Origin of the sequence: Methylobacterium adhaesivum (genome assembly GCF_022179065.1) — a bacterium.
Lineage (GTDB): Bacteria > Pseudomonadota > Alphaproteobacteria > Rhizobiales > Beijerinckiaceae > Methylobacterium > Methylobacterium adhaesivum.
Genome location: NZ_BPQD01000001.1, coordinates 505,070 through 521,520 on the forward strand (window position 1 = coordinate 505,070; position 16,451 = coordinate 521,520).

The window sequence follows — 16,451 nt, forward strand, 5'->3', positions numbered from 1 at the left end:
GGCACCATGACTGCCCGGCGGTGGGCGAAGCGTCAAATTCGGAGCCGGCCATGGCCTCGGGGCGCCTCGTTCCCGTCGCATTGAACGTCGTTCAAAATAGCGATCGGGACAAGCGTCTCCGGGGGCTGGGCGGTTGACGCCGTGCGGGCCCACACCGCGGGCGAGGGCGCCGGCTGACGCCGACCTAATACGGTGTTGGCCGATCCGCTCGGTAACACGGTGAAACGCTGCGCCCCTCTTCTTCCGGGAGAGGGAGCCCGTGGCGCCCGCTCGATCCGAAGTGATCGAGTGGGCATCGTATGACGCCCGATGCAGTTGCCCTGGTCTCATCCCCGGCCCCGCGGTTTGACAAGGTTTCGGCGCCGGGCCCACGTGTCGGACGTGAAATCCAGCGCGCGGAGGATTGAAGTTGGTCAAGCCGGTACGGCGCGGAACGGGGCCGCGCGGCGATCACAGCCGTGAGGAGTTTCAGGACCTCGTCACCAGGGCCGCCGAGGGGTTGGTCCGCCGGGAGGGCGCGCGCGGGCTGGGTATGCGGCGCCTCGCGGCGGTGATCGGCTACGCGCCGAACTCGATCTACAACGCCGTCGGCGACCTCGATACGGTGATGATGCGGGTCAACGCCCGGACCCTGGAGCGCCTGCATGACGCCCTGTCGGCGGCGGTGTCGCCGGAGGCGTCGCCCCGGGCCAACGCCGAGGCCCTGGCCTCCGCCTACCTCGCCTTCGTGGAGGCGGATCCGCAGGTCTGGAGCCTCGTGTTCGAGCACGCTCTGGCGCCGGAGGCGGCGTTTCCCGAATGGTACGGCGAGGCCCTCGCGCGCACCATCGCCATCGTCGACGGGGCGCTCACGCCCCTCATCGCCGATGCCGACGAACGCCGGCAGGCGGTGGCGACCCTGTGGGCGGGCCTGCACGGCCTCGCCTCCCTCTCCACGTCGCGCAAGCTCGCCGTGCTGACGCCGGAGCCGCCCGGCGACCTCGCCCGCCTCCTCGTGCGGCGGTTCCTCGGATAGGGCCGACTGTCGTCCGAGGGACACCGGGCGGGGGATGGGGCCACGTGTCACCGTTTCCCGCTTCGCGGAAGGACGGACGCGTTCGGACCGCCCCGCCGGGGCGATGCCGAACTCCGCGTGCCGATCGCCGCGACCCCGGCGCCGTTCGGGGGATATCGAGCCTCGGGCCGTCGTCTCTAAACGGAGGGGCTGCTTGCGAGCCCTCGGTGACCCTGGAAGGGTCTGTTTCCAGGCTGTTGAGGTGGAGATCGATGACCGGGTCGGGTGGAGAGCAGTCTGGCTGCTTTCGGTGACGTGTGGTCCGCGAGCAGACATAGGTCCGGGCGACGGGTGCCAGACGACAGGCTCAGCTGTTCTCATCGGCAAGGCCGCGAATGCTACGAAGCTGCCGGCATTGGCTAGGCAAAGAGAGGCGCTCCAAAATTTACCGCAAACACAGCTATAAACATCGCCAACATCATTCCGCTTATGGGCCACGGTTGATCTGATATGTCCGTTGATCCATAGGCGACCAAAATTTCCGATCTGGCTCTCCAAAGTTCAGTGCGCTGTCAACCTAGAGCGTCATTGGTTTGGCGCGTTTACTGAGGCCGCCTTGGAAGCGAGGCGGCCTCTTCACATTTGAAATCCCCCACCCCCGGCCCAAGTCATTGAAGGCTGAGCCTGGGTCGCGATCCTGGGCGGCATCGGATTGCCGCGACCTGACACCATCATGGCGACCGCGGCGGCATGGCATCATCGACGGATACACATCAGGATGCGGCAAGGTTTTGCCCAATGGCGTTTCGAGAGTGTGCCGGACTGACCGCCGCGAGCATCATCCCCGCCTCGTGCTACTCGCTTTCCTCCGGCCGGACGGCATTGGTCTAAGAGGGGACCGTTCTCACTGGGTACGGGAACGGCTTCTCATTTCGGACGGTATCCTCGGGAAAAGCCGCTTGCCTATCTCAAGCAATTGTCAGGGGCCGGCCCGGTGCCGGTTTCCCGTCCTAACGGCCAGGAAATCCTGAATGATGCGTTCGATAAGCATGGTAGCCGCGTTCCTGTGGGCCTCGTGCGCATGGGCCGGCGACGCAAAGGTCGATCCGAGCACCTACGTTCCCTACACGGCGAGATCGAACCCAAGGAACACGGCGAAATGGGGCGCAGAGGCGCTTCCGGGGATCAATCGTCTCCGTAAGGAGGCTGCGCACAAGGTCGCCCGGTTCAAGGCGTGCAACGGCATCTCGACATCTGAGCTGTCTGAGCAACGCAGCGCCGCCCCCGACAAGTGGATCGTCGTGGTGACGTGCCGGAACGGGATGAAGTTCTACGTCGCCCGGGAGGACATCTCGAACGGGAACCAGACGATGGCAGCCCCGATGCTCGGCAGACCCGCATAAGCGCGCCGATGGGGAGGCCGAACCCCATCGCCTTATGACGAGCTCGAAGGCCCTGGTCGACGAACGGCCCGAAAGGCATCAGCCCAGGCTTTGGGTGTTCCTCCTCTTCCGCGGGCGTGATGGCACCTGCACCGGCCGGACGCGTTGTCGGGCACGTCCAAACGGCGGTCCGGCGAGCCAGGAAGTCGATCCCACATGATCCGCAAGGCGATGCGAACGAATGCTGATGCTATCGACAGCGGCCGGTTCTCGGCCCGGGCGTATTTCCCTGGTCACCTCGCGCCCGGAAACCAGGACCACGGCCTGGGCCCCCTTGCGACGATCATGGAGTCCTTCCTCGCCCCAGGGACTCACATCAAGCTTCACGAGCACGTCGTGGACGAGATCGTCTCCTGGGTCCCGGCGGGCGTGATGCGCCACGATGATCCCAAGGGCGGCCACCTCACGGTCGACGCCGACCATCTCATGGTCATGAATGCGGGGCGGGGCTTCCAGCACGAGGAGCGCACGCGTGACGACGACCCGGGGCTTCGCATGTTGCAGATCTTCGTTAGGCCGTACGCAGAAGGTCTCGATCCCGGCATCCAGTATGGCCGGCTTCAAGAGGCCCGTCCGAACGAATGGCGACACGTCTTCGGCCCGAGCGGGGGTGAGGCCTCCTTCCACGTGCGCAACGCCGTTGATTGCCACGATATCCGCCTTTCCGCCGGGCAAGCCACGTCCCTGCCGACCGAGGCTGGCCGAGCAACGTACTTCTTCGTGTTCACCGGATGCGTCACGGCCGACGACCAGACGTTCAGCGAGGCCGAGAGCGGCTTGGCGGTCGAGGGCGGGGAAATCCGTTTGGAGGCCATCGCTGATGCGGTTGTCCTGGCCTTCGTCATCGACGTTAAGGTCGAGGTCTGCCGCGGCGGCACGGTCGGGGATGGCGAGACCGTGCGTCGTATGGCTGCCCAGGCGCTCCGCTGAACCCGAACCCGGGTGGGCTGCGGGCGCCTCCCCGCGGGTCCTTTCCCCCCTAACGAGGTCGAAGGAACCGACTGCGGCCTTGCTGAATGTCGAGGAAGGGTCCGGACGGGTCAGGGACTGGTCCGACCCGACCGGAGGAACGGCTACTCGGCCTTATCGCCCTTCGAGGGCTTCGTGGTACATGTGGTTTCCCCAGCAATGCCGATCATGCCGTCCTTGATGGCAAGCTTGTCACCCTTCTCGACCGACCGTCCGTAACCCGATCCCTTGACGCGGGGTTCGCACCCGCCCTTGGCAATCGACCTCGGTCGAGGCGCCTGCCGCTGAGCGTGGCAGGCTCTCGGGGCCTGGGATAGGTTCGACCGCCGCTTACCCGAGGGTCACGCGACCGACGGACGTACTGATTTCACTCCTGGGCCACGGAATGGGCGCAGGCCCGAGCCGCGTCGCGGGCCTCGTCCAGACGAGGTAAAAACAGGGCTATGGTGGTGCCTTGCCCCACCTCCGAGCGGATCGATACGTGCCCGCCCGATTGCTTGACGAAGCCGTGGACCTGCGACAGGCCAAGCTCGGTGCCCTTGCCGACGGGCTTGGTCGTGAAGAAGAGCTCGAAGACCTTCTCCTTGATGTCCGGCGTCATGCCCATCCCGGTGTCCGACACAGCGATCAACACATATTCCCCGGCGCCCACGTCCGGATGCAGCGCTGCGTAGGCCTCTTCAAGATGCGCATTCGCGGTCTCCATGGTGATCCTCCCACCGTCCGGCATCGCATCGCGCTCGTTCACTGCAAGATTGAGGATGATGCTTTCGAGCTGATTGGCGTCGGCAAAGATGGGCCACAACCCGTCCGCAAGGATAGTCTCGACAGCAATGTTTTCGCTCATCGTCCGGCGTACGAGGTCGCACATGTCCGACATGAGCTTGTTGGCATCCACCGGCGCCGGATCGAGTGGTTGCTGGCGCGAGAAGGCGAGCAGGCGATGCGTGAGCGCGGCGGCGTTGTTTGCGCCGTCGATGGCGTTCGACAGGAGGCGCACGAGACGTTCGTCGCCATCAGCCAACCGCTGGCGCAGCAGGTCGAGGTTGCCCACAACGATAAACAAGAGATTGTTGAAGTCATGGGCGATGCCGCCGGTCAGACGGCCGACGGATTCCATTTTCTGCGCTTGGCGTAGCTGTTCGCCTATGCGTTCACGCTCGCGGGCCTCCTCCTGGAGGGCATCGGCAGTGTTCTGCCACTGCTTGCGAGCCAGTTGCTCGCGCCGCGTCTGCCGTATCGCCAGGTTGGAGACCGCCAGGAGAGCCAGGGAGGCCAGGATTGCCACGATGCCGAAATCGAGGAGGTTGCGCCGCCACGGCGCCAGGGCGGAAGGCACGCCGATGCCGAACCCGACGAACACCGGATACCCGCCGACCTTCCGATAGCTGAAAATTCGCTCGACGCCATCGATCTGTGAGAGGAGCCGGAACCACCCGCTTGGCGAGGACCGGATACGCTGCATCATGGCTCCGGACGTTGTCAGCGCAGCCACCAAGGTCGATGGCTCGCGCGCCAGGATTTGGCCGTCCTCGCGGACCAGGATGACGTTGTGGTCGTACTCGGGGTCGACGCTTCGGTAGAAATCCTCGAAGTAGCTCCGGTCGACCGAGACCGCCGTTACGCCTTGGAACGCGCCCTGCCGATCCCGAATGCCGCCCGCCACGTTGAACACCTGCTTGCCGGATTGCGGCCCGGTGTGAGCGCGCGAAATGTATAGAAGCGGTTGGTTGGCCTCCGCCAGGGCCTTAGACCAGTCGCGGTCGGCGAAGCTAACGTTCGGATCGGCCGGGTATGTCCGCCCGCTTGAGCGCATGCGACCCTGACTATCGACGATAGTGATGGTGGCGACTTGGTCGAGCTGGTTCTGCAGGAGCACCTGAAGTTGATGGAGCGCGGCGCGATCCTCCTCGCTCATCCAATCGATAACGCGCAGGCGTTCTCCGACCTGATCAATTACGAGCCGGTTCGTCTCGAAAACCTTGACGGCATGTTCGTGCAGGATGCCGACGGTTCGTTCGACCCGTACTTCCGCATCATGCAGGGCGTCTGCGTAGCTCTGCCAGGATGCGAGTGCGAAGAGTACCGCGGGAAGGAGAATGGCTGCCGCGAGCAGCGCAGTGCCGGGCTGGAGAGTGTCGTGCAGGCGCGAGCGGCCCGACGCCGGATTGGACAAGCTGGACTCGCTATTCCGAAGCACGGTCTACAGCCAACGCATGATTGCGATTTCTGTCCTGCCCATGAGGTCTGTTCACGAGGTTGCGGTCAAGCAAGGGGGACGGTGCCCGTGAACCATCTCCCTTCTCGACACCAGAGATGGGGGCATGCCCCTTACGACGAATACCTTCGTCGAGGCTGGATCAGCCGATTTATTTGGACGCGCACACTGTAGCGCGCCGAATTCTTCTGCGGCGTATACCGCCATTGGTGAGGTGATCCTAATAGGCCAAGCTTACATTATGAACCACTGGATGGCTCGCCATCGCGGCAAACTTGGCCGCCAGCTTGGCGGATCAGACCCTCGATCTCAGAACGGCTCTCCTGAGCCTGCATAAAAAGATCTTTATCATCGCCGATGCAATAAACATTGCTCTGCTCTCCGACAGATACAATCGTTTTGATCGAAGAGATATTTACAAGCACTTTGTTGCTCGAAACTGTGATTTCAATGAAATTCATTAGATTTTCTCCATGAGGTCGAATGACTCTGCCACAAACTGCCCGTCCATGTCTCGGAATTGGCAGGAGTGTCCAGATGGTACACTTATCAACTTACGGGAGGACGGGGCGCCCGCTTCCGCTGCATCAGGCCGAGAGCTCTCCCTGTACGTTCGCCAGCGTGGTCGTCTCGGGAGTTCCTGATTGACCCTTGAGCACGCTCATGGAGCCATCCGTCTCCAGGACGACGGCATCGACGACGGCAAGATCGCCCGCACCGGAGGACCGAAGCGCGGAGAGCACCTCATCCTTCGTCACCCTCTGCGTCCGCAACGCATGCTCCAGGAACAAGCCGTTATGCACGAGCAAGGTCGGCTCACTCTTGATCAGCCCGTCGACCCAGCTCACTCGAACCGCGAGCCAGGTGATGGCGAACTGGAAGAAGACCAGGATCGCCATGGCCAGGACGCCCTCGGCCAGCGCGACCGACTTGCTGAGCAGCACCGTCGCGAGGGTCGAGCCAAGGGCGACCGTCACCACCAGGTCGAAGGCATTGAGCTTCGTCAGCGTGCGCTTTCCGGATATCCGCAGGATCGCGACGAGCGCGACATAGGCCAACGGACCGACGAGGAGCACGCGCCCCAGTCCCGTCCAGCTATCGAACAACATGAGTATCCTCCTGGGCCCCTCGGCCGGCGGGCCCTGCGAAGCATGCCGCCGCCCGCCGATCAGGGCGTTCCGGATCGAGGCTCGATCGGGCTGTACGAGGACAACGTTCGCGACCACGCCCGGGTGCGTAAGGATTGCCCCTGGAGGATTGCGGGCTTCCCTGACAGCGTGCCGGTTTCCCGCACCGTATTCCGTTTTGCAGGCACGATGCCGGGATAAACCCGACATGTGTCGGGATGACCCGCGCACCCGGGGAAACAGCTTGCCGCCCGACCCGAGTTCAGCGCTTCTCAGGGCGGCCACGCAGGACATCCAAGCTGACTGGAAGGTTGGCGCACATGCTTATGGACATCATCAGGCAAGGTTCCCGCGCCCGTGCGGAGGGCCACCGGAGAGATGCCTGCCCCTTCCCCGAGGACTCCCGCGAGCGTCGGGCCTGGATGGAGGGCTACGAGGCCTCCTCCTGGGCCTTCGGAGCGAGGGTGCCACATCCGGCACGAAGGCTCGCGGGCACCACGTCCCCGAACAACGGAGTAGGTGGGTCAGGCGCGCCCGTGCCGAAGACGTCCGCCTGAAACCCGTGCGAGCACGGCCGGGTCGTTCGGCATGGGGAAACCAGTGCCACCCGACCTCATCGCCCGCCCCAGGGACGGGACACGAATGAAACAGGGAGGCTCAAAAGATGTCGCGAAAAGCCCGGCATTCGCCGAAAGGCCGAACCCTCGCCCGCCTGGAACGGGTAGTGACGGTCCTCGTGGAGGCGAAACTCATCGATGGCGCCTCCCCGCCGGACCTCATCGAGCGCTTGCAGCGAATGGAGGAAACCGTGCGCGAGACGCATCGCGACCGCCAGACCCTTCAGGTCATCGAATCGGGTCTCCGCCTTCTTCACGATGCGAACGGAACCGCGGCGACCAGCCCGGCTTCATCGTGTGAGCCCTTCGAGTTCCCGTGAGGAACCCGTCACGCCGGAATGCCATGACCAGGCTGATCGAAGGCCTCCACGGCTCGACCGACGCAAGTGGGGCCGTGGAGGAGCGTGGTTCCTTGGATGTTGGCGAGGAAGTAACCGTGCCGGCGGGCCAATGGAGCCGCGGCAGCGTCCGGACCTTCGTCGCCCTCGCCTTCGCGGCCGCCATTCCCTTGCTGCTGCTGAGCGGCTGGATGGCCACCCTCATGGCGCAGCAGCAACGCGACCAGACGCGGAGCGCCGCCGTAGCCAGTGCCACCCGGGTGGCCGAACGCGTCTCATCGGACATCGCCTCGCAGATGGAGGTACTCGGTGCGCAGGCGGCATCCGCCAGCCTCGACCGGCCGGACCTCGCGGCCTTCTACGCCGAGGCCACGCGGCTCAAGGCGGCGCACCCACTTTGGGAAACCGTCGAGCTCTCGAACCCTTCCGGGGTCCAGATCGTCAACCTCCTGCGCTCGCTCGATGCGGAGCTCGGCCCGACCGCCGACCGCGAGAGCTTCGATGCCGTCATCCGCTCGGAGCGCCCGGTGGTCGGCGGCATCGGGCCGGTCGGACCGATCTCGGGCCAGCGCCGCGTCGCCCTCCGGGTGCCGGTCATCCGGAGCGGGGCGCTCCGCTTCGTCCTTTCGGTCGGACTGGCCACCAACGCCGTCAGCTCGATCCTGCGCGATGCCGGGGCACCGGAGGGCTGGGTCGGAACCATCGTCGACGGGGACGGGAACACCATCGCCCGCACCCGTGCCGAGGCCCAGGAACTCGGACATCCGGCGAACCCGGCACTGCGGGCCGCGATCATGCGCGCTCCAAGCGGCTTCTACAGCGGACCTTCGTTGGAGGGGCCGGACATCGACGTCGTCTACCGCACCCTGGAGGGTACGGGTGGATGGTCGGTGCATTTCGGAATGCCGGTCGCGGCACTGAACGCGCCCGTGGCACGTTCGTATTACGTGCTGGCCGGCGGCAGCGCGCTGAGCTTCGGCTTGGCCTTGGGGCTCGTGGGCCTGGTGAGCCGAGACATGGCGCAGCGACGAAGCGGCGAGCAGGCGCGCTTCTCGCTCGCCCTGCGGTCGAGCGAGGAGCAGGGGGCGTTGGCGGTCGAGGCCGCGGAGCTCGGGACATTGCGCTGGGATACGGCCCAGGAACGCGCCATCGGCTCCGTGCGGGCCGCCGAGCTCCTGGGATGGGATGCCGAGGCGTCGCTGGATCGAGAGACCCAGGCCGACGCCAGGAAGATGCTTGATGCGGTCCACGAGGAGGATCGCCACAGACTCGTCGATGCGGTTCGACATTGTATCGCCGACGGCATGCCCCTCGACGAGGAGTTCCGGGTCCGGGGTCGGGGGGGGCAGCCGCGCTGGGTCAGGATGATCGGCCGCGTGCCGGAGACGTTCAAGGGCGCACCTGCCGCCCTGATTTACGGCGTGGTGGCGGATATCGAGCCGCGCAAGCGCATCGAGGCCGAACGGCTCGAACTGCTCCGCCGTCTCGGCGAGGCACAGGAGGACGAGCAGCGACGGATCGCCCGGGAGCTGCACGATCAGGTCGGCCAGACGGTCACTGGCCTTTCGTTCGGCCTGAAGGGCCTGCAAGGTCTCCTGGAGGCACAGGGCGTATCAGGCGAGGCGACCGATCAGGTGCAGTGGCTGCGCTCGCTTGCCGGCGAGATCGGGCGCGACATCCATCGCGCCGCCGTCCAGCTCCGTCCGACTGCGCTCGACGACCTGGGCCTGCGCGAGGCGCTCGCCACCTTGCTGCGCGAATGGTCCCTCCGCCATGGCATCCCGTCCGACCTCCAGTTCCCGGGCGAGGCCTCCCGGCTGCCGGCGGATATCGAGACGGCCCTCTACCGGATCGTGCAGGAAGCCCTCACCAATATACTCAAGCACGCGCAGGCTCGCACCGTCAGCGTCTCGGTGGAGCGGCGTCCGGACGAGGTGCGCATGATCGTCGAGGACGACGGCATCGGTTTCGACGCGGAGAAAGGGCCCGGACCGGTAGAGGATGGTGCGGCGGCCAGGCCCCACCTCGGCCTATCGGGCATCCGGGAACGCTTGTCCCTCCTGCGTGGAACGCTCACACTGGAGACGGCGCCGGCCAGCGGGACGACGCTGTTCGTGCGCATCCCGTCCCCGCCCCGATCCGCCTGACGCCGAGCAAGGGCCAACCGATGGACCGTATCCGGGTCGTCCTCGCGGACGACCACCCAATCGTCCGCGCAGGCGTTAAGACGTTGCTGGGCACCGACCTCGGGATCGAGCTCGTCGGCGAGGCCGGCAACGGCGCCGAGGCCCTGTCTATCATCTGTGGCCTCCGGCCGGACGTCGCCGTCATCGACGTCTCGATGCCCGGCATCAACGGCCTCGACCTGACCGAGCGGGTCACGCGCGAATGCCCGGGCACCAACCTCCTCGTCCTCACGGTCCACGAGGACGTGGCCTACGTCCAGCCTCTGCTCCGGGCGGGCGCACGGGGCTACCTCCTCAAGCGCTCGGCGGCGGAGGATCTCCCGCGTGCGGTGCGGGCCATCGCCGCCGGCGGCGTGTATCTCGATCCCGCCATCGCTAGCCATGCCCTGGCGGACCCATCCGGTGGGTCCCGGGGGGGCGATACGGGCGAGGCCGGCGAGGCGCTGAGCCCGCGGGAGACGGAGGTGCTCAGGCTGATCGCGCAAGGCTTCAGCAACAAGGAGATCGCCCGGAACATCGACGTGAGCGTGAAGTCCGTCGAGACGTACAAGGCGCGGGCGGCCGAGAAGCTCGGGCTGCGCACGCGGTCCGAGATCATCCGATATGGCGCCTCGCACGGTTGGCTCGATGCACTCACGCTACGGTGACGGCACCGGAAGACGTCGAACCGCTGCGTTCCGATCATCATGCTCACCATCGAGGGCATCCATCCGCGACCCACACGACCTGGCATGCGATGGCTCCGTGACGGGCGAACCCTGACGTGGCTGCCGCGAACTCCGACAGGAAATCCCCTGCGTCCCGCCTAAATCTATCAGCATCCGATCAGGCTTCTCGACCGGCGAAACAACAAGTTTCCCCGCTCAAGCCAATAAATGATCTGCTCGGAGTAGGCCGAACTACGGCAACAAGCTGAGGATACGCCTTGATGTCTATATCGAAGCTTAGGACATTCGCCATCGCCGTCATCGGATCCGCAGCGATCCTCGGTGGTTCGGGCTCGGCGTCGGCCCGCGACGGCACTGCCCAGTCCCTATTCGCAGACCTCCAATCGAGCGGCGCGGGTTTCACCTACGTTCGTGATGGTCGCTACGGCGGGGGTATGCGTGGACACGGTGTGGGCCGACATCGCGGTTTCGGCGTGCGGCGCTTTGGCCATGCCGGACGCGGATATGGCCGGCATCGCGGCTATGGCCGTGGATACGGCTACCGTCGACGCGGCTACGGGCGTGGAGGCGCGGCCCTCGGCGGCCTGGCCGCCGGTGCGATCATCGGCGGAGCGCTTGCGGCCCAGGCGGCACAGGGGGGCAACGGGAACGGCCCGTCGCGCGCCGAGGTCGCCTCCTGCTCACGGCGCTTCAAGTCCTACGACGCCTCTTCCGGCACCTACCTCGGCTACGATGGCCAGCGCCACGCCTGCCCCTGACGGACTTCACGCCGTCTCGCGGTTCAACCTCGGGAATACGCGTCGGTCCCGGAAGTTCCCCGCGCGGTGACCCGTACCGGACGACACCTGCCCATCAACTCAAGTCCACTGGAGAATGACATCATGACCCGTTCAAGAACCTCGTGGAACGTCGATCTCGCCAAGGGTCTCGTCTCGGCAACCCTGCTGCTCGCACTGGCGTCGCCTGCCTTCGCCGTCTCCGTCATCAACAAGGACACGAAGGAACATACGGTCACCGTGGACCTGGGTTCGACCGAGACCAACAAGAAGTTCGCGACCGGCGACACCCTTCAGATCGAATGTCCGGAACGCTGCGGATTGCGCGTGGTCGGGTCCGGCTACGGACGTCAGCCCGGCCCCGACGGCAAGCTGCTCATCGACAAGGGCGGAATGCTTCGCTTCACCGACGAAACCGGCGCTCCCAAGGCGCAATGACGGGCTGGTCCCCTCGTGCAGGAGCAATCCGCTTATGCCCAATTCCGCTGGTCGGGACGCAGCCTGGGACGGTCGGCATCCCTGACGACGCCCCCGGCGACCGCTCGCGAGGGAACCGACCTTTACGCATTGCCCAGCGGGACACCGTCATCGAGCGAACGACGTTCGAACGGGTCCCATCCGCGGCACGACTGGTCGCCCGCTCCGCTCGGTCCCATGAATCGGAGGAAAATCGATGAAGTCCTTGAAGTTTGCCCTGCCGGCGTTGCTGGCCCTGACCATTCCGGCCCTTGCCGCGCCTTGCGCCACGGACGACGTGAGGGCGAAGGACCCGACACCCCAGCACGTGGACCCGAAAAGTTCGGACGTGGACCGGTCGAGCAAGAACCTCGCGGGTGGCTCCCAGCCGGCCTCGCCCGGCACCATCGGTGCCATGAACAATGTCGGCGCCAACCAACGCCTCGGTGAGAAGCCCGGCACGGAAGCCAGGATCGACCAGGGCGATGGGGTCGGCACATCGAGCAAGAACCTCGCTGGGGGGGCGCAACCGGCCTCTCCCGGTACGGTCGGCGCCATGAACAACGCCGGGGTCGAACAGAAGCTCGGCAACTCGGCCAGCAAGGATGGCGATTGCTGATCGGCGATGCAGCCGCGGGGACCGTCATGCACCGGCCAGGACGGTCCCCGCGCGTTCCATCGATGGGTCCCGCACGTCAGTCGTGATCCTCGCCCAGAGTAGGCTGGCGAGCGGTTTCCCGGCGACGGCGTGCCAACCAGCCCTTGCGTTGCTCGGGCTCCGACAGCAGCCGCGTCACCCACTGGGTCGATGGGAAAGCCTCGCAGGCGATCACGATGGCCGAGGTCAGCGGAACCGCCAGTATCGCGCCGGCGATGCCCCAGACCCAGCTCCAGAACGAGAGCGCGACGATGATGGCGAGGGGCGAGACTGACAGGCTCCGTCCCTGGAGCATCGGGTAGACGACGTTGCTGATGACCAACTGGATCACAGTTAGGCCGACGAGAACGAGGACCGGAGCCGTCACGGTCTGGAACTGCATGAAGGCGTAGAGGCTGGGCGGCAGGATGCCGATCAGGTTGCCCACTACCGGGACGTAGTTCAGGAGAAAGTTCAGGACGCCCCAGACCAGCGCCAGGTCGAGGCCGACGGCGAACGCGAGAAGCGTCGTCGCCGCCCCGGTGAGGAGGCTCGTCAGCGTGCTGATGCCGAGATACTGACGGGTCTTCCCCGCGATGGACTCGACGGATTCGAGGACCTTCCTCTGTTCCTCGCGGTTGAAGGTCTCGCGCAGCTTGATGCGCAGGGCCGGCACCTCTGGCAGGCCGAACGTCACTAGGAGCGCGATGAACCCGAGATAGGCAAGCGTCGCGTAGACGTTCTGCAGGAGCCCTCGCGCCACGCCGATCAGGCGACCGTAGGCGACCTGGCCGTCGAGCGGCCAACCCCAGAGTTCGCCCCACCGCGCAAGTCGCACGTAGAGGACATTGAAGCGGTCCCAGTCCCGCTCGAAGGCGAAGACGACCTGCGCGGCGCAGAAATAGACCGCGACGGTGAACCCGGCGAAGACAACTGCAAGCGTGGCGACCGTCGCGGCATAGGCGAGGCCGGAAGGTAGGTACCGGTCCATCCACGTCTTCACCGGCCATACGGCCGCGATCACGACGCCGGCCGCCGCGAGGGGCATCGTCACGGAATAGCTCGCCCGGAGCGCGCCGATCCCGAGGATCACCGCGATGACGCCAAGCAACTTGTTGCGGGTCGTGTCACGCATGGTCAACGGGCGCATCCCCTCGGTGTTCGTGAGGTAGGTCGCCCGCTGATCGCTGGCGCATGCAGGTCCACCAGCGTCCCGGCGACGTTGGAAGTTCAGAATGCCCCGGCGTCTTCGTCGGAAGGATCAGGTCAGGAACCGACATGCACTTTTTATCGACAAGGCTGCTCATCTCGGCTGTGGCCCTCCTGCCCGCGGTGGCCTCGGCACAGGGAGACGCCTCGACCACGGGAGGGCCTGCGAACCTATGCCAGGAGCTCGTGGCCTTCGTGCGCCAACCCGTGGCCTCGATGAAGGCTGTCGAGACGCCGGCGCAACAGGCCACCGCCGTGACGGCCCGGAAGAGCGGCGAGCCTTCGGAGAAGCCGTCCGCGTCGGGTACGCCACAGAACACCTCGGGAATGAGCGGGCAGATCACCGCCTCGGGTCCGGGCGCCGCCGGCCCGCAGGGTGCCGCGCAGAACAAGGCCGTGCCCGAAGGCTCGACGGCCACGGCGTCGGGGCCGGCGAAGGATGCCCCAATCACCGCACCGGCCGCGCCTCGGCCCTCGACCGAGGACGTGCGGCACGTTGAGGATGCCGCCGGGGCGAACGATCTCGTGCGTTGTCGGGACGTCGCCCAGGCCATGCGCCGCGCCGGCGTTGCGATGCCCGCGCCGCTCCTGGCTCTCTCGGCCATGTCCCCACAACTCCTGGAGGCGGCACCCCGTCCCTGACGTAGATCCCAACGGCACTCCCCGTTGTACCGAAGTGGTCGGGGCGGGGTCATCGTCGGTCCACCCGACATATCAGGGGAGAGGTCACGGGATCGGGCGGTCGTCGTCCCGTCGTCCTTCCTCCACTTGCCGACGGGACTTCGGCGGATTCCGACCGATCGGCCAGCCTTCCCGTTGCCGGGTCCGGTCGCCATCGGTTTCCTCCGTCTGGTCATGGAAGAGCACCTGCGAGGTCGGGTAAGGCAGGTCGATGCCGGCCTCGGTTAGCGCCTCCTTCACGCTCGTGATCGCCCCGTCCAGCGCATCGACGGCATCCCGGCGCCGGGGCGGGTCGATCCAGAACCGTGCCACCATGTCAACGCCGGCGGCCCCGAGCCCGGTCACCAGCGCTTCCGGGGGCGGGTCGGCGAGGACGCCATCGGTTTGCCCGAGGGCCTCCGTGACGACGCGCCGGGCCTTCCGGATGTCGTCCCCGTTGCCGATGGTCAGCGGGAAGGACAGGCGGCGCTTTTCGTGCGCGGTGATGACGGTAATCTTGTCGACGAACAGCGTGGCGTTCGGGATCAGGACCCGCTCGTTGTCGTAGGTGCGAAGGACGGTGGCGCGCACCCAGACGTCTTCCACCGTGCCCTCGTACGAACCGGCCCGGATCTGGTCGCCGATGACGAAGGGACGCGTCAGCAGGATCAGGATGCCGGCGAGCAGGTTCTGCAGGACGTCCCGGAAAGCAAAGCCGATGGCCACGCCGCCGATGCCGAGCAGGTTGAAAAGGTCGGCGGCCGATACGGAGGGGAAGGCCACCGAGGCCGCGACCAGGAACGCCACGAGGATGGTAACGCCACCTGCGATGCGCCCCAGCACGGCGGCCGAGCCCGGCGAGGCATCGCGCAGCGCTGCCGCCCGGCGTACCGCGGCGCGCACGCCACGGGCGATCAGCAGGCCCAAGCCGAACAGGAGGAGGGCAACGGCGAGCCCCGGCACCAGTGTCACGGCCGAGCGGCCGAGTTGCTCAAGCCGGTCGAACGCTTCCGAGAAGATCATGTGGCATCCGACGTCATGGGACGGCCGACGGGGGGCTTTCAACCCTCCGGCGGCGGCTCGCTCACTGCGAGGGTGCGACCCGGCCTATCGGCGGGGGCCTCCGCTGGTCTGGCCGTACTGCTTGGCTCCCGGCGGCCGCGACGGCATGTTGGCATTGCCGCCGCTGCGACGGTGACGCCGCATCTGCCGGCGGGACATGCGGACCACGATGAGGTCGTGATTGCGTCCGGCCGTGACGCCGGCGGCGTCAACGGGGACTGGCGAGGCCTGTGACGGCAGGGTTGCGGCACCGAGGCCAAAGCCGGCCAGGAGTGCGGAAGCAAGGATCGAACGCTTCATGTCTATTCCGTCGGTTTTCGATGGATGCCGCCCCGGCAGGTGAGCGTCGCGCTATGGCGGTCACAAGGCCCAATCGTACGGCCGCAAACGTGTTCCGGGGGGCAAGCTTCCTCATCCGACGCAAGCCAAGGAGTAGCTCGCGACCGTACGGTGGTGACATGGCCTCCAGGGTCACCCGGCGGCAGGCTTGAAGGTCATGTCCTTGAAGCGGGCGCAGGACCCCGCTGTTTCGCCGAGACGGAAAGCATCACCGCTTTCCTGGAAATGGCAGCGCATCGGGAATTGAGCTGTTCCCGCGTCACCCTTCGGGTCGGATAGGACCAGGAGGTTGCTCTGGGAGGCGAACTGCCATTGCCCCTCGACCTTCCGGCTCCCATCCGTCTCGTCCATGCGGAAGGTGTTGTCGGCGTTGAGCCGCAAAGAAACCGGACCGGCGGTGAAGGTTCGTCCGCTGTAGGCGTCGAGCGAGCCGGTTCGCGATGCCGTCGCCCGTGCATTCGCCTCGGGCGACGTGGCGGGGGCGGCAGCGACCACCTCGGGTCGAGCCGTGGCTACCGGATCGGCGACCTTGGGCTCCGTCGCCGCGGTCGTGGTCGTCTGGGCCTGCGAAGATTTCTGCTCGTCGCAGCCGACAAGTGCCAGAAGCGCGACCGCGGGAATAATGATTGTCCTGAGCATGAGACGATCCTCGTATGAGGGGTGAGCCCGTACGGGCCGGGCCGGAGGGTCTGCCGGGCCTTGGCACCCTCCGGCCTGCGAAGAATTATTGGCGGGCCGGTCCGCCTGCATCCT

At 66.2% G+C, this 16,451-nt stretch carries 18 protein-coding genes; 11 read left to right on the forward strand and 7 right to left on the reverse strand.

Annotated elements, in window-relative coordinates; genetic code table 11:
• Positions 1 to 532: 532 nt before the first annotated feature.
• The 3 genes from MFF01_RS02285 (at position 533) to MFF01_RS02295 (ending at position 3,366) form a co-directional block, all read left to right on the forward strand.
• Positions 533 to 1,015 carry a TetR-like C-terminal domain-containing protein gene (locus tag MFF01_RS02285; RefSeq protein WP_238221643.1) on the forward strand — a complete coding sequence of 161 codons (483 nt, stop codon included), beginning with the start codon at positions 533 to 535 and terminating at the stop codon, positions 1,013 to 1,015.
• 1,010 nt (positions 1,016 to 2,025) lie between these two features.
• The gene (locus MFF01_RS02290) at positions 2,026 to 2,397 is read left to right on the forward strand and encodes a hypothetical protein (RefSeq protein ID WP_238221492.1); all 372 of its coding nucleotides are present in this window, start codon (positions 2,026 to 2,028) and stop codon (positions 2,395 to 2,397) included.
• Between the two features lie 195 nt (positions 2,398 to 2,592).
• On the forward strand, positions 2,593 to 3,366 hold the full coding sequence (locus tag MFF01_RS02295; RefSeq protein WP_238221495.1) for a pirin family protein: 774 nt from the start codon (positions 2,593 to 2,595) through the stop codon (positions 3,364 to 3,366).
• Between the two features lie 406 nt (positions 3,367 to 3,772).
• On the opposite strand, the gene MFF01_RS02300 is transcribed toward MFF01_RS02295, so the two are convergent.
• The 3 genes from MFF01_RS02300 to MFF01_RS02310 all read right to left on the reverse strand — a co-directional run bounded on the left by MFF01_RS02300 (position 3,773) and on the right by MFF01_RS02310 (position 6,732).
• Positions 3,773 to 5,581 (reverse strand): ATP-binding protein, encoded by a 1,809-nt coding sequence (locus MFF01_RS02300; RefSeq protein ID WP_238221496.1) that lies wholly within the window; start codon positions 5,579 to 5,581, stop codon positions 3,773 to 3,775.
• 281 nt (positions 5,582 to 5,862) lie between these two features.
• Positions 5,863 to 6,084 (reverse strand): hypothetical protein, encoded by a 222-nt coding sequence (locus MFF01_RS02305; RefSeq protein WP_238221499.1) that lies wholly within the window; start codon positions 6,082 to 6,084, stop codon positions 5,863 to 5,865.
• A 126-nt stretch (positions 6,085 to 6,210) separates the two neighbouring features.
• Positions 6,211 to 6,732, reverse strand: coding sequence for a DUF421 domain-containing protein (locus MFF01_RS02310; protein ID WP_238221501.1), 522 nt, complete (start codon positions 6,730 to 6,732; stop codon positions 6,211 to 6,213).
• A 344-nt stretch (positions 6,733 to 7,076) separates the two neighbouring features.
• On the opposite strand from MFF01_RS02310, the gene MFF01_RS22105 reads away from it, so the two are divergent.
• The 7 genes from MFF01_RS22105 to MFF01_RS02340 all read left to right on the forward strand — a co-directional run bounded on the left by MFF01_RS22105 (position 7,077) and on the right by MFF01_RS02340 (position 12,410).
• Positions 7,077 to 7,307 carry a ribosome modulation factor gene (locus MFF01_RS22105; protein ID WP_306421577.1) on the forward strand — a complete coding sequence of 77 codons (231 nt, stop codon included), beginning with the start codon at positions 7,077 to 7,079 and terminating at the stop codon, positions 7,305 to 7,307.
• Positions 7,308 to 7,414: 107 nt separating this feature from the next.
• Positions 7,415 to 7,687 carry a hypothetical protein gene (locus MFF01_RS02315; protein ID WP_238221502.1) on the forward strand — a complete coding sequence of 91 codons (273 nt, stop codon included), beginning with the start codon at positions 7,415 to 7,417 and terminating at the stop codon, positions 7,685 to 7,687.
• Between the two features lie 23 nt (positions 7,688 to 7,710).
• Positions 7,711 to 9,852: an ATP-binding protein gene (locus MFF01_RS02320; protein WP_238221510.1), complete on the forward strand. Its 2,142-nt coding sequence runs from the start codon at positions 7,711 to 7,713 to the stop codon at positions 9,850 to 9,852.
• A gap of 20 nt (positions 9,853 to 9,872) precedes the next feature.
• A complete protein-coding gene (locus MFF01_RS02325; RefSeq protein WP_238221513.1) occupies positions 9,873 to 10,538 on the forward strand; it encodes a response regulator transcription factor in 666 nt (221 codons plus the stop codon).
• 281 nt (positions 10,539 to 10,819) lie between these two features.
• The gene (locus MFF01_RS02330) at positions 10,820 to 11,317 is read left to right on the forward strand and encodes a BA14K family protein (protein WP_238221515.1); all 498 of its coding nucleotides are present in this window, start codon (positions 10,820 to 10,822) and stop codon (positions 11,315 to 11,317) included.
• 123 nt (positions 11,318 to 11,440) lie between these two features.
• Positions 11,441 to 11,773: a hypothetical protein gene (locus MFF01_RS02335; RefSeq protein ID WP_238221517.1), complete on the forward strand. Its 333-nt coding sequence runs from the start codon at positions 11,441 to 11,443 to the stop codon at positions 11,771 to 11,773.
• Between the two features lie 235 nt (positions 11,774 to 12,008).
• Positions 12,009 to 12,410, forward strand: coding sequence for an exopolysaccharide production protein YjbE (locus MFF01_RS02340; RefSeq protein WP_238221519.1), 402 nt, complete (start codon positions 12,009 to 12,011; stop codon positions 12,408 to 12,410).
• A gap of 76 nt (positions 12,411 to 12,486) precedes the next feature.
• Here the strand turns inward: MFF01_RS02340 and MFF01_RS02345 are convergent, their stop codons facing one another.
• Positions 12,487 to 13,563 carry an AI-2E family transporter gene (locus MFF01_RS02345; RefSeq protein ID WP_238221521.1) on the reverse strand — a complete coding sequence of 359 codons (1,077 nt, stop codon included), beginning with the start codon at positions 13,561 to 13,563 and terminating at the stop codon, positions 12,487 to 12,489.
• Positions 13,564 to 13,706: 143 nt separating this feature from the next.
• Between MFF01_RS02345 and MFF01_RS02350 the strand changes: the two genes are divergently transcribed.
• Positions 13,707 to 14,279 (forward strand): hypothetical protein, encoded by a 573-nt coding sequence (locus tag MFF01_RS02350; protein ID WP_238221523.1) that lies wholly within the window; start codon positions 13,707 to 13,709, stop codon positions 14,277 to 14,279.
• 84 nt (positions 14,280 to 14,363) lie between these two features.
• Here MFF01_RS02350 and MFF01_RS02355 read toward each other — a convergent pair whose 3' ends face one another.
• The 3 genes from MFF01_RS02355 to MFF01_RS02365 form a co-directional block, all read right to left on the reverse strand.
• Positions 14,364 to 15,224, reverse strand: coding sequence for a mechanosensitive ion channel family protein (locus MFF01_RS02355; protein ID WP_238221525.1), 861 nt, complete (start codon positions 15,222 to 15,224; stop codon positions 14,364 to 14,366).
• 180 nt (positions 15,225 to 15,404) lie between these two features.
• Positions 15,405 to 15,659, reverse strand: a complete 255-nt coding sequence (locus MFF01_RS02360) for a hypothetical protein (RefSeq protein ID WP_238221527.1) — start codon at positions 15,657 to 15,659, stop codon at positions 15,405 to 15,407.
• Between the two features lie 171 nt (positions 15,660 to 15,830).
• Positions 15,831 to 16,337 (reverse strand): hypothetical protein, encoded by a 507-nt coding sequence (locus MFF01_RS02365; RefSeq protein WP_238221529.1) that lies wholly within the window; start codon positions 16,335 to 16,337, stop codon positions 15,831 to 15,833.
• Between the last annotated feature and the right edge of the window lie 114 nt (positions 16,338 to 16,451).

What these genes read in the sequence shown, in the direction of transcription:
- MFF01_RS02295 (WP_238221495.1), top strand. Translation starts at nt 2,593, where the DNA reads ATGATCCGCAAGGCGATGCGAACGAATGCTGATGCTATCGACAGCGGC.
- MFF01_RS02315 (WP_238221502.1), top strand. Translation starts at nt 7,415, where the DNA reads ATGTCGCGAAAAGCCCGGCATTCGCCGAAAGGCCGAACCCTCGCCCGC.
- MFF01_RS02350 (WP_238221523.1), top strand. Translation starts at nt 13,707, where the DNA reads ATGCACTTTTTATCGACAAGGCTGCTCATCTCGGCTGTGGCCCTCCTG.
- MFF01_RS02310 (WP_238221501.1), bottom strand. Translation starts at nt 6,732, where the DNA reads ATGTTGTTCGATAGCTGGACGGGACTGGGGCGCGTGCTCCTCGTCGGT.
- MFF01_RS02320 (WP_238221510.1), top strand. Translation starts at nt 7,711, where the DNA reads ATGACCAGGCTGATCGAAGGCCTCCACGGCTCGACCGACGCAAGTGGG.
- MFF01_RS02305 (WP_238221499.1), bottom strand. Translation starts at nt 6,084, where the DNA reads ATGAATTTCATTGAAATCACAGTTTCGAGCAACAAAGTGCTTGTAAAT.
- MFF01_RS02285 (WP_238221643.1), top strand. Translation starts at nt 533, where the DNA reads ATGCGGCGCCTCGCGGCGGTGATCGGCTACGCGCCGAACTCGATCTAC.
- MFF01_RS02360 (WP_238221527.1), bottom strand. Translation starts at nt 15,659, where the DNA reads ATGAAGCGTTCGATCCTTGCTTCCGCACTCCTGGCCGGCTTTGGCCTC.
- MFF01_RS02330 (WP_238221515.1), top strand. Translation starts at nt 10,820, where the DNA reads ATGTCTATATCGAAGCTTAGGACATTCGCCATCGCCGTCATCGGATCC.
- MFF01_RS02340 (WP_238221519.1), top strand. Translation starts at nt 12,009, where the DNA reads ATGAAGTCCTTGAAGTTTGCCCTGCCGGCGTTGCTGGCCCTGACCATT.
- MFF01_RS02365 (WP_238221529.1), bottom strand. Translation starts at nt 16,337, where the DNA reads ATGCTCAGGACAATCATTATTCCCGCGGTCGCGCTTCTGGCACTTGTC.
- MFF01_RS02325 (WP_238221513.1), top strand. Translation starts at nt 9,873, where the DNA reads ATGGACCGTATCCGGGTCGTCCTCGCGGACGACCACCCAATCGTCCGC.
- MFF01_RS02335 (WP_238221517.1), top strand. Translation starts at nt 11,441, where the DNA reads ATGACCCGTTCAAGAACCTCGTGGAACGTCGATCTCGCCAAGGGTCTC.
- MFF01_RS02345 (WP_238221521.1), bottom strand. Translation starts at nt 13,563, where the DNA reads ATGCGTGACACGACCCGCAACAAGTTGCTTGGCGTCATCGCGGTGATC.
- MFF01_RS02290 (WP_238221492.1), top strand. Translation starts at nt 2,026, where the DNA reads ATGATGCGTTCGATAAGCATGGTAGCCGCGTTCCTGTGGGCCTCGTGC.
- MFF01_RS22105 (WP_306421577.1), top strand. Translation starts at nt 7,077, where the DNA reads ATGGACATCATCAGGCAAGGTTCCCGCGCCCGTGCGGAGGGCCACCGG.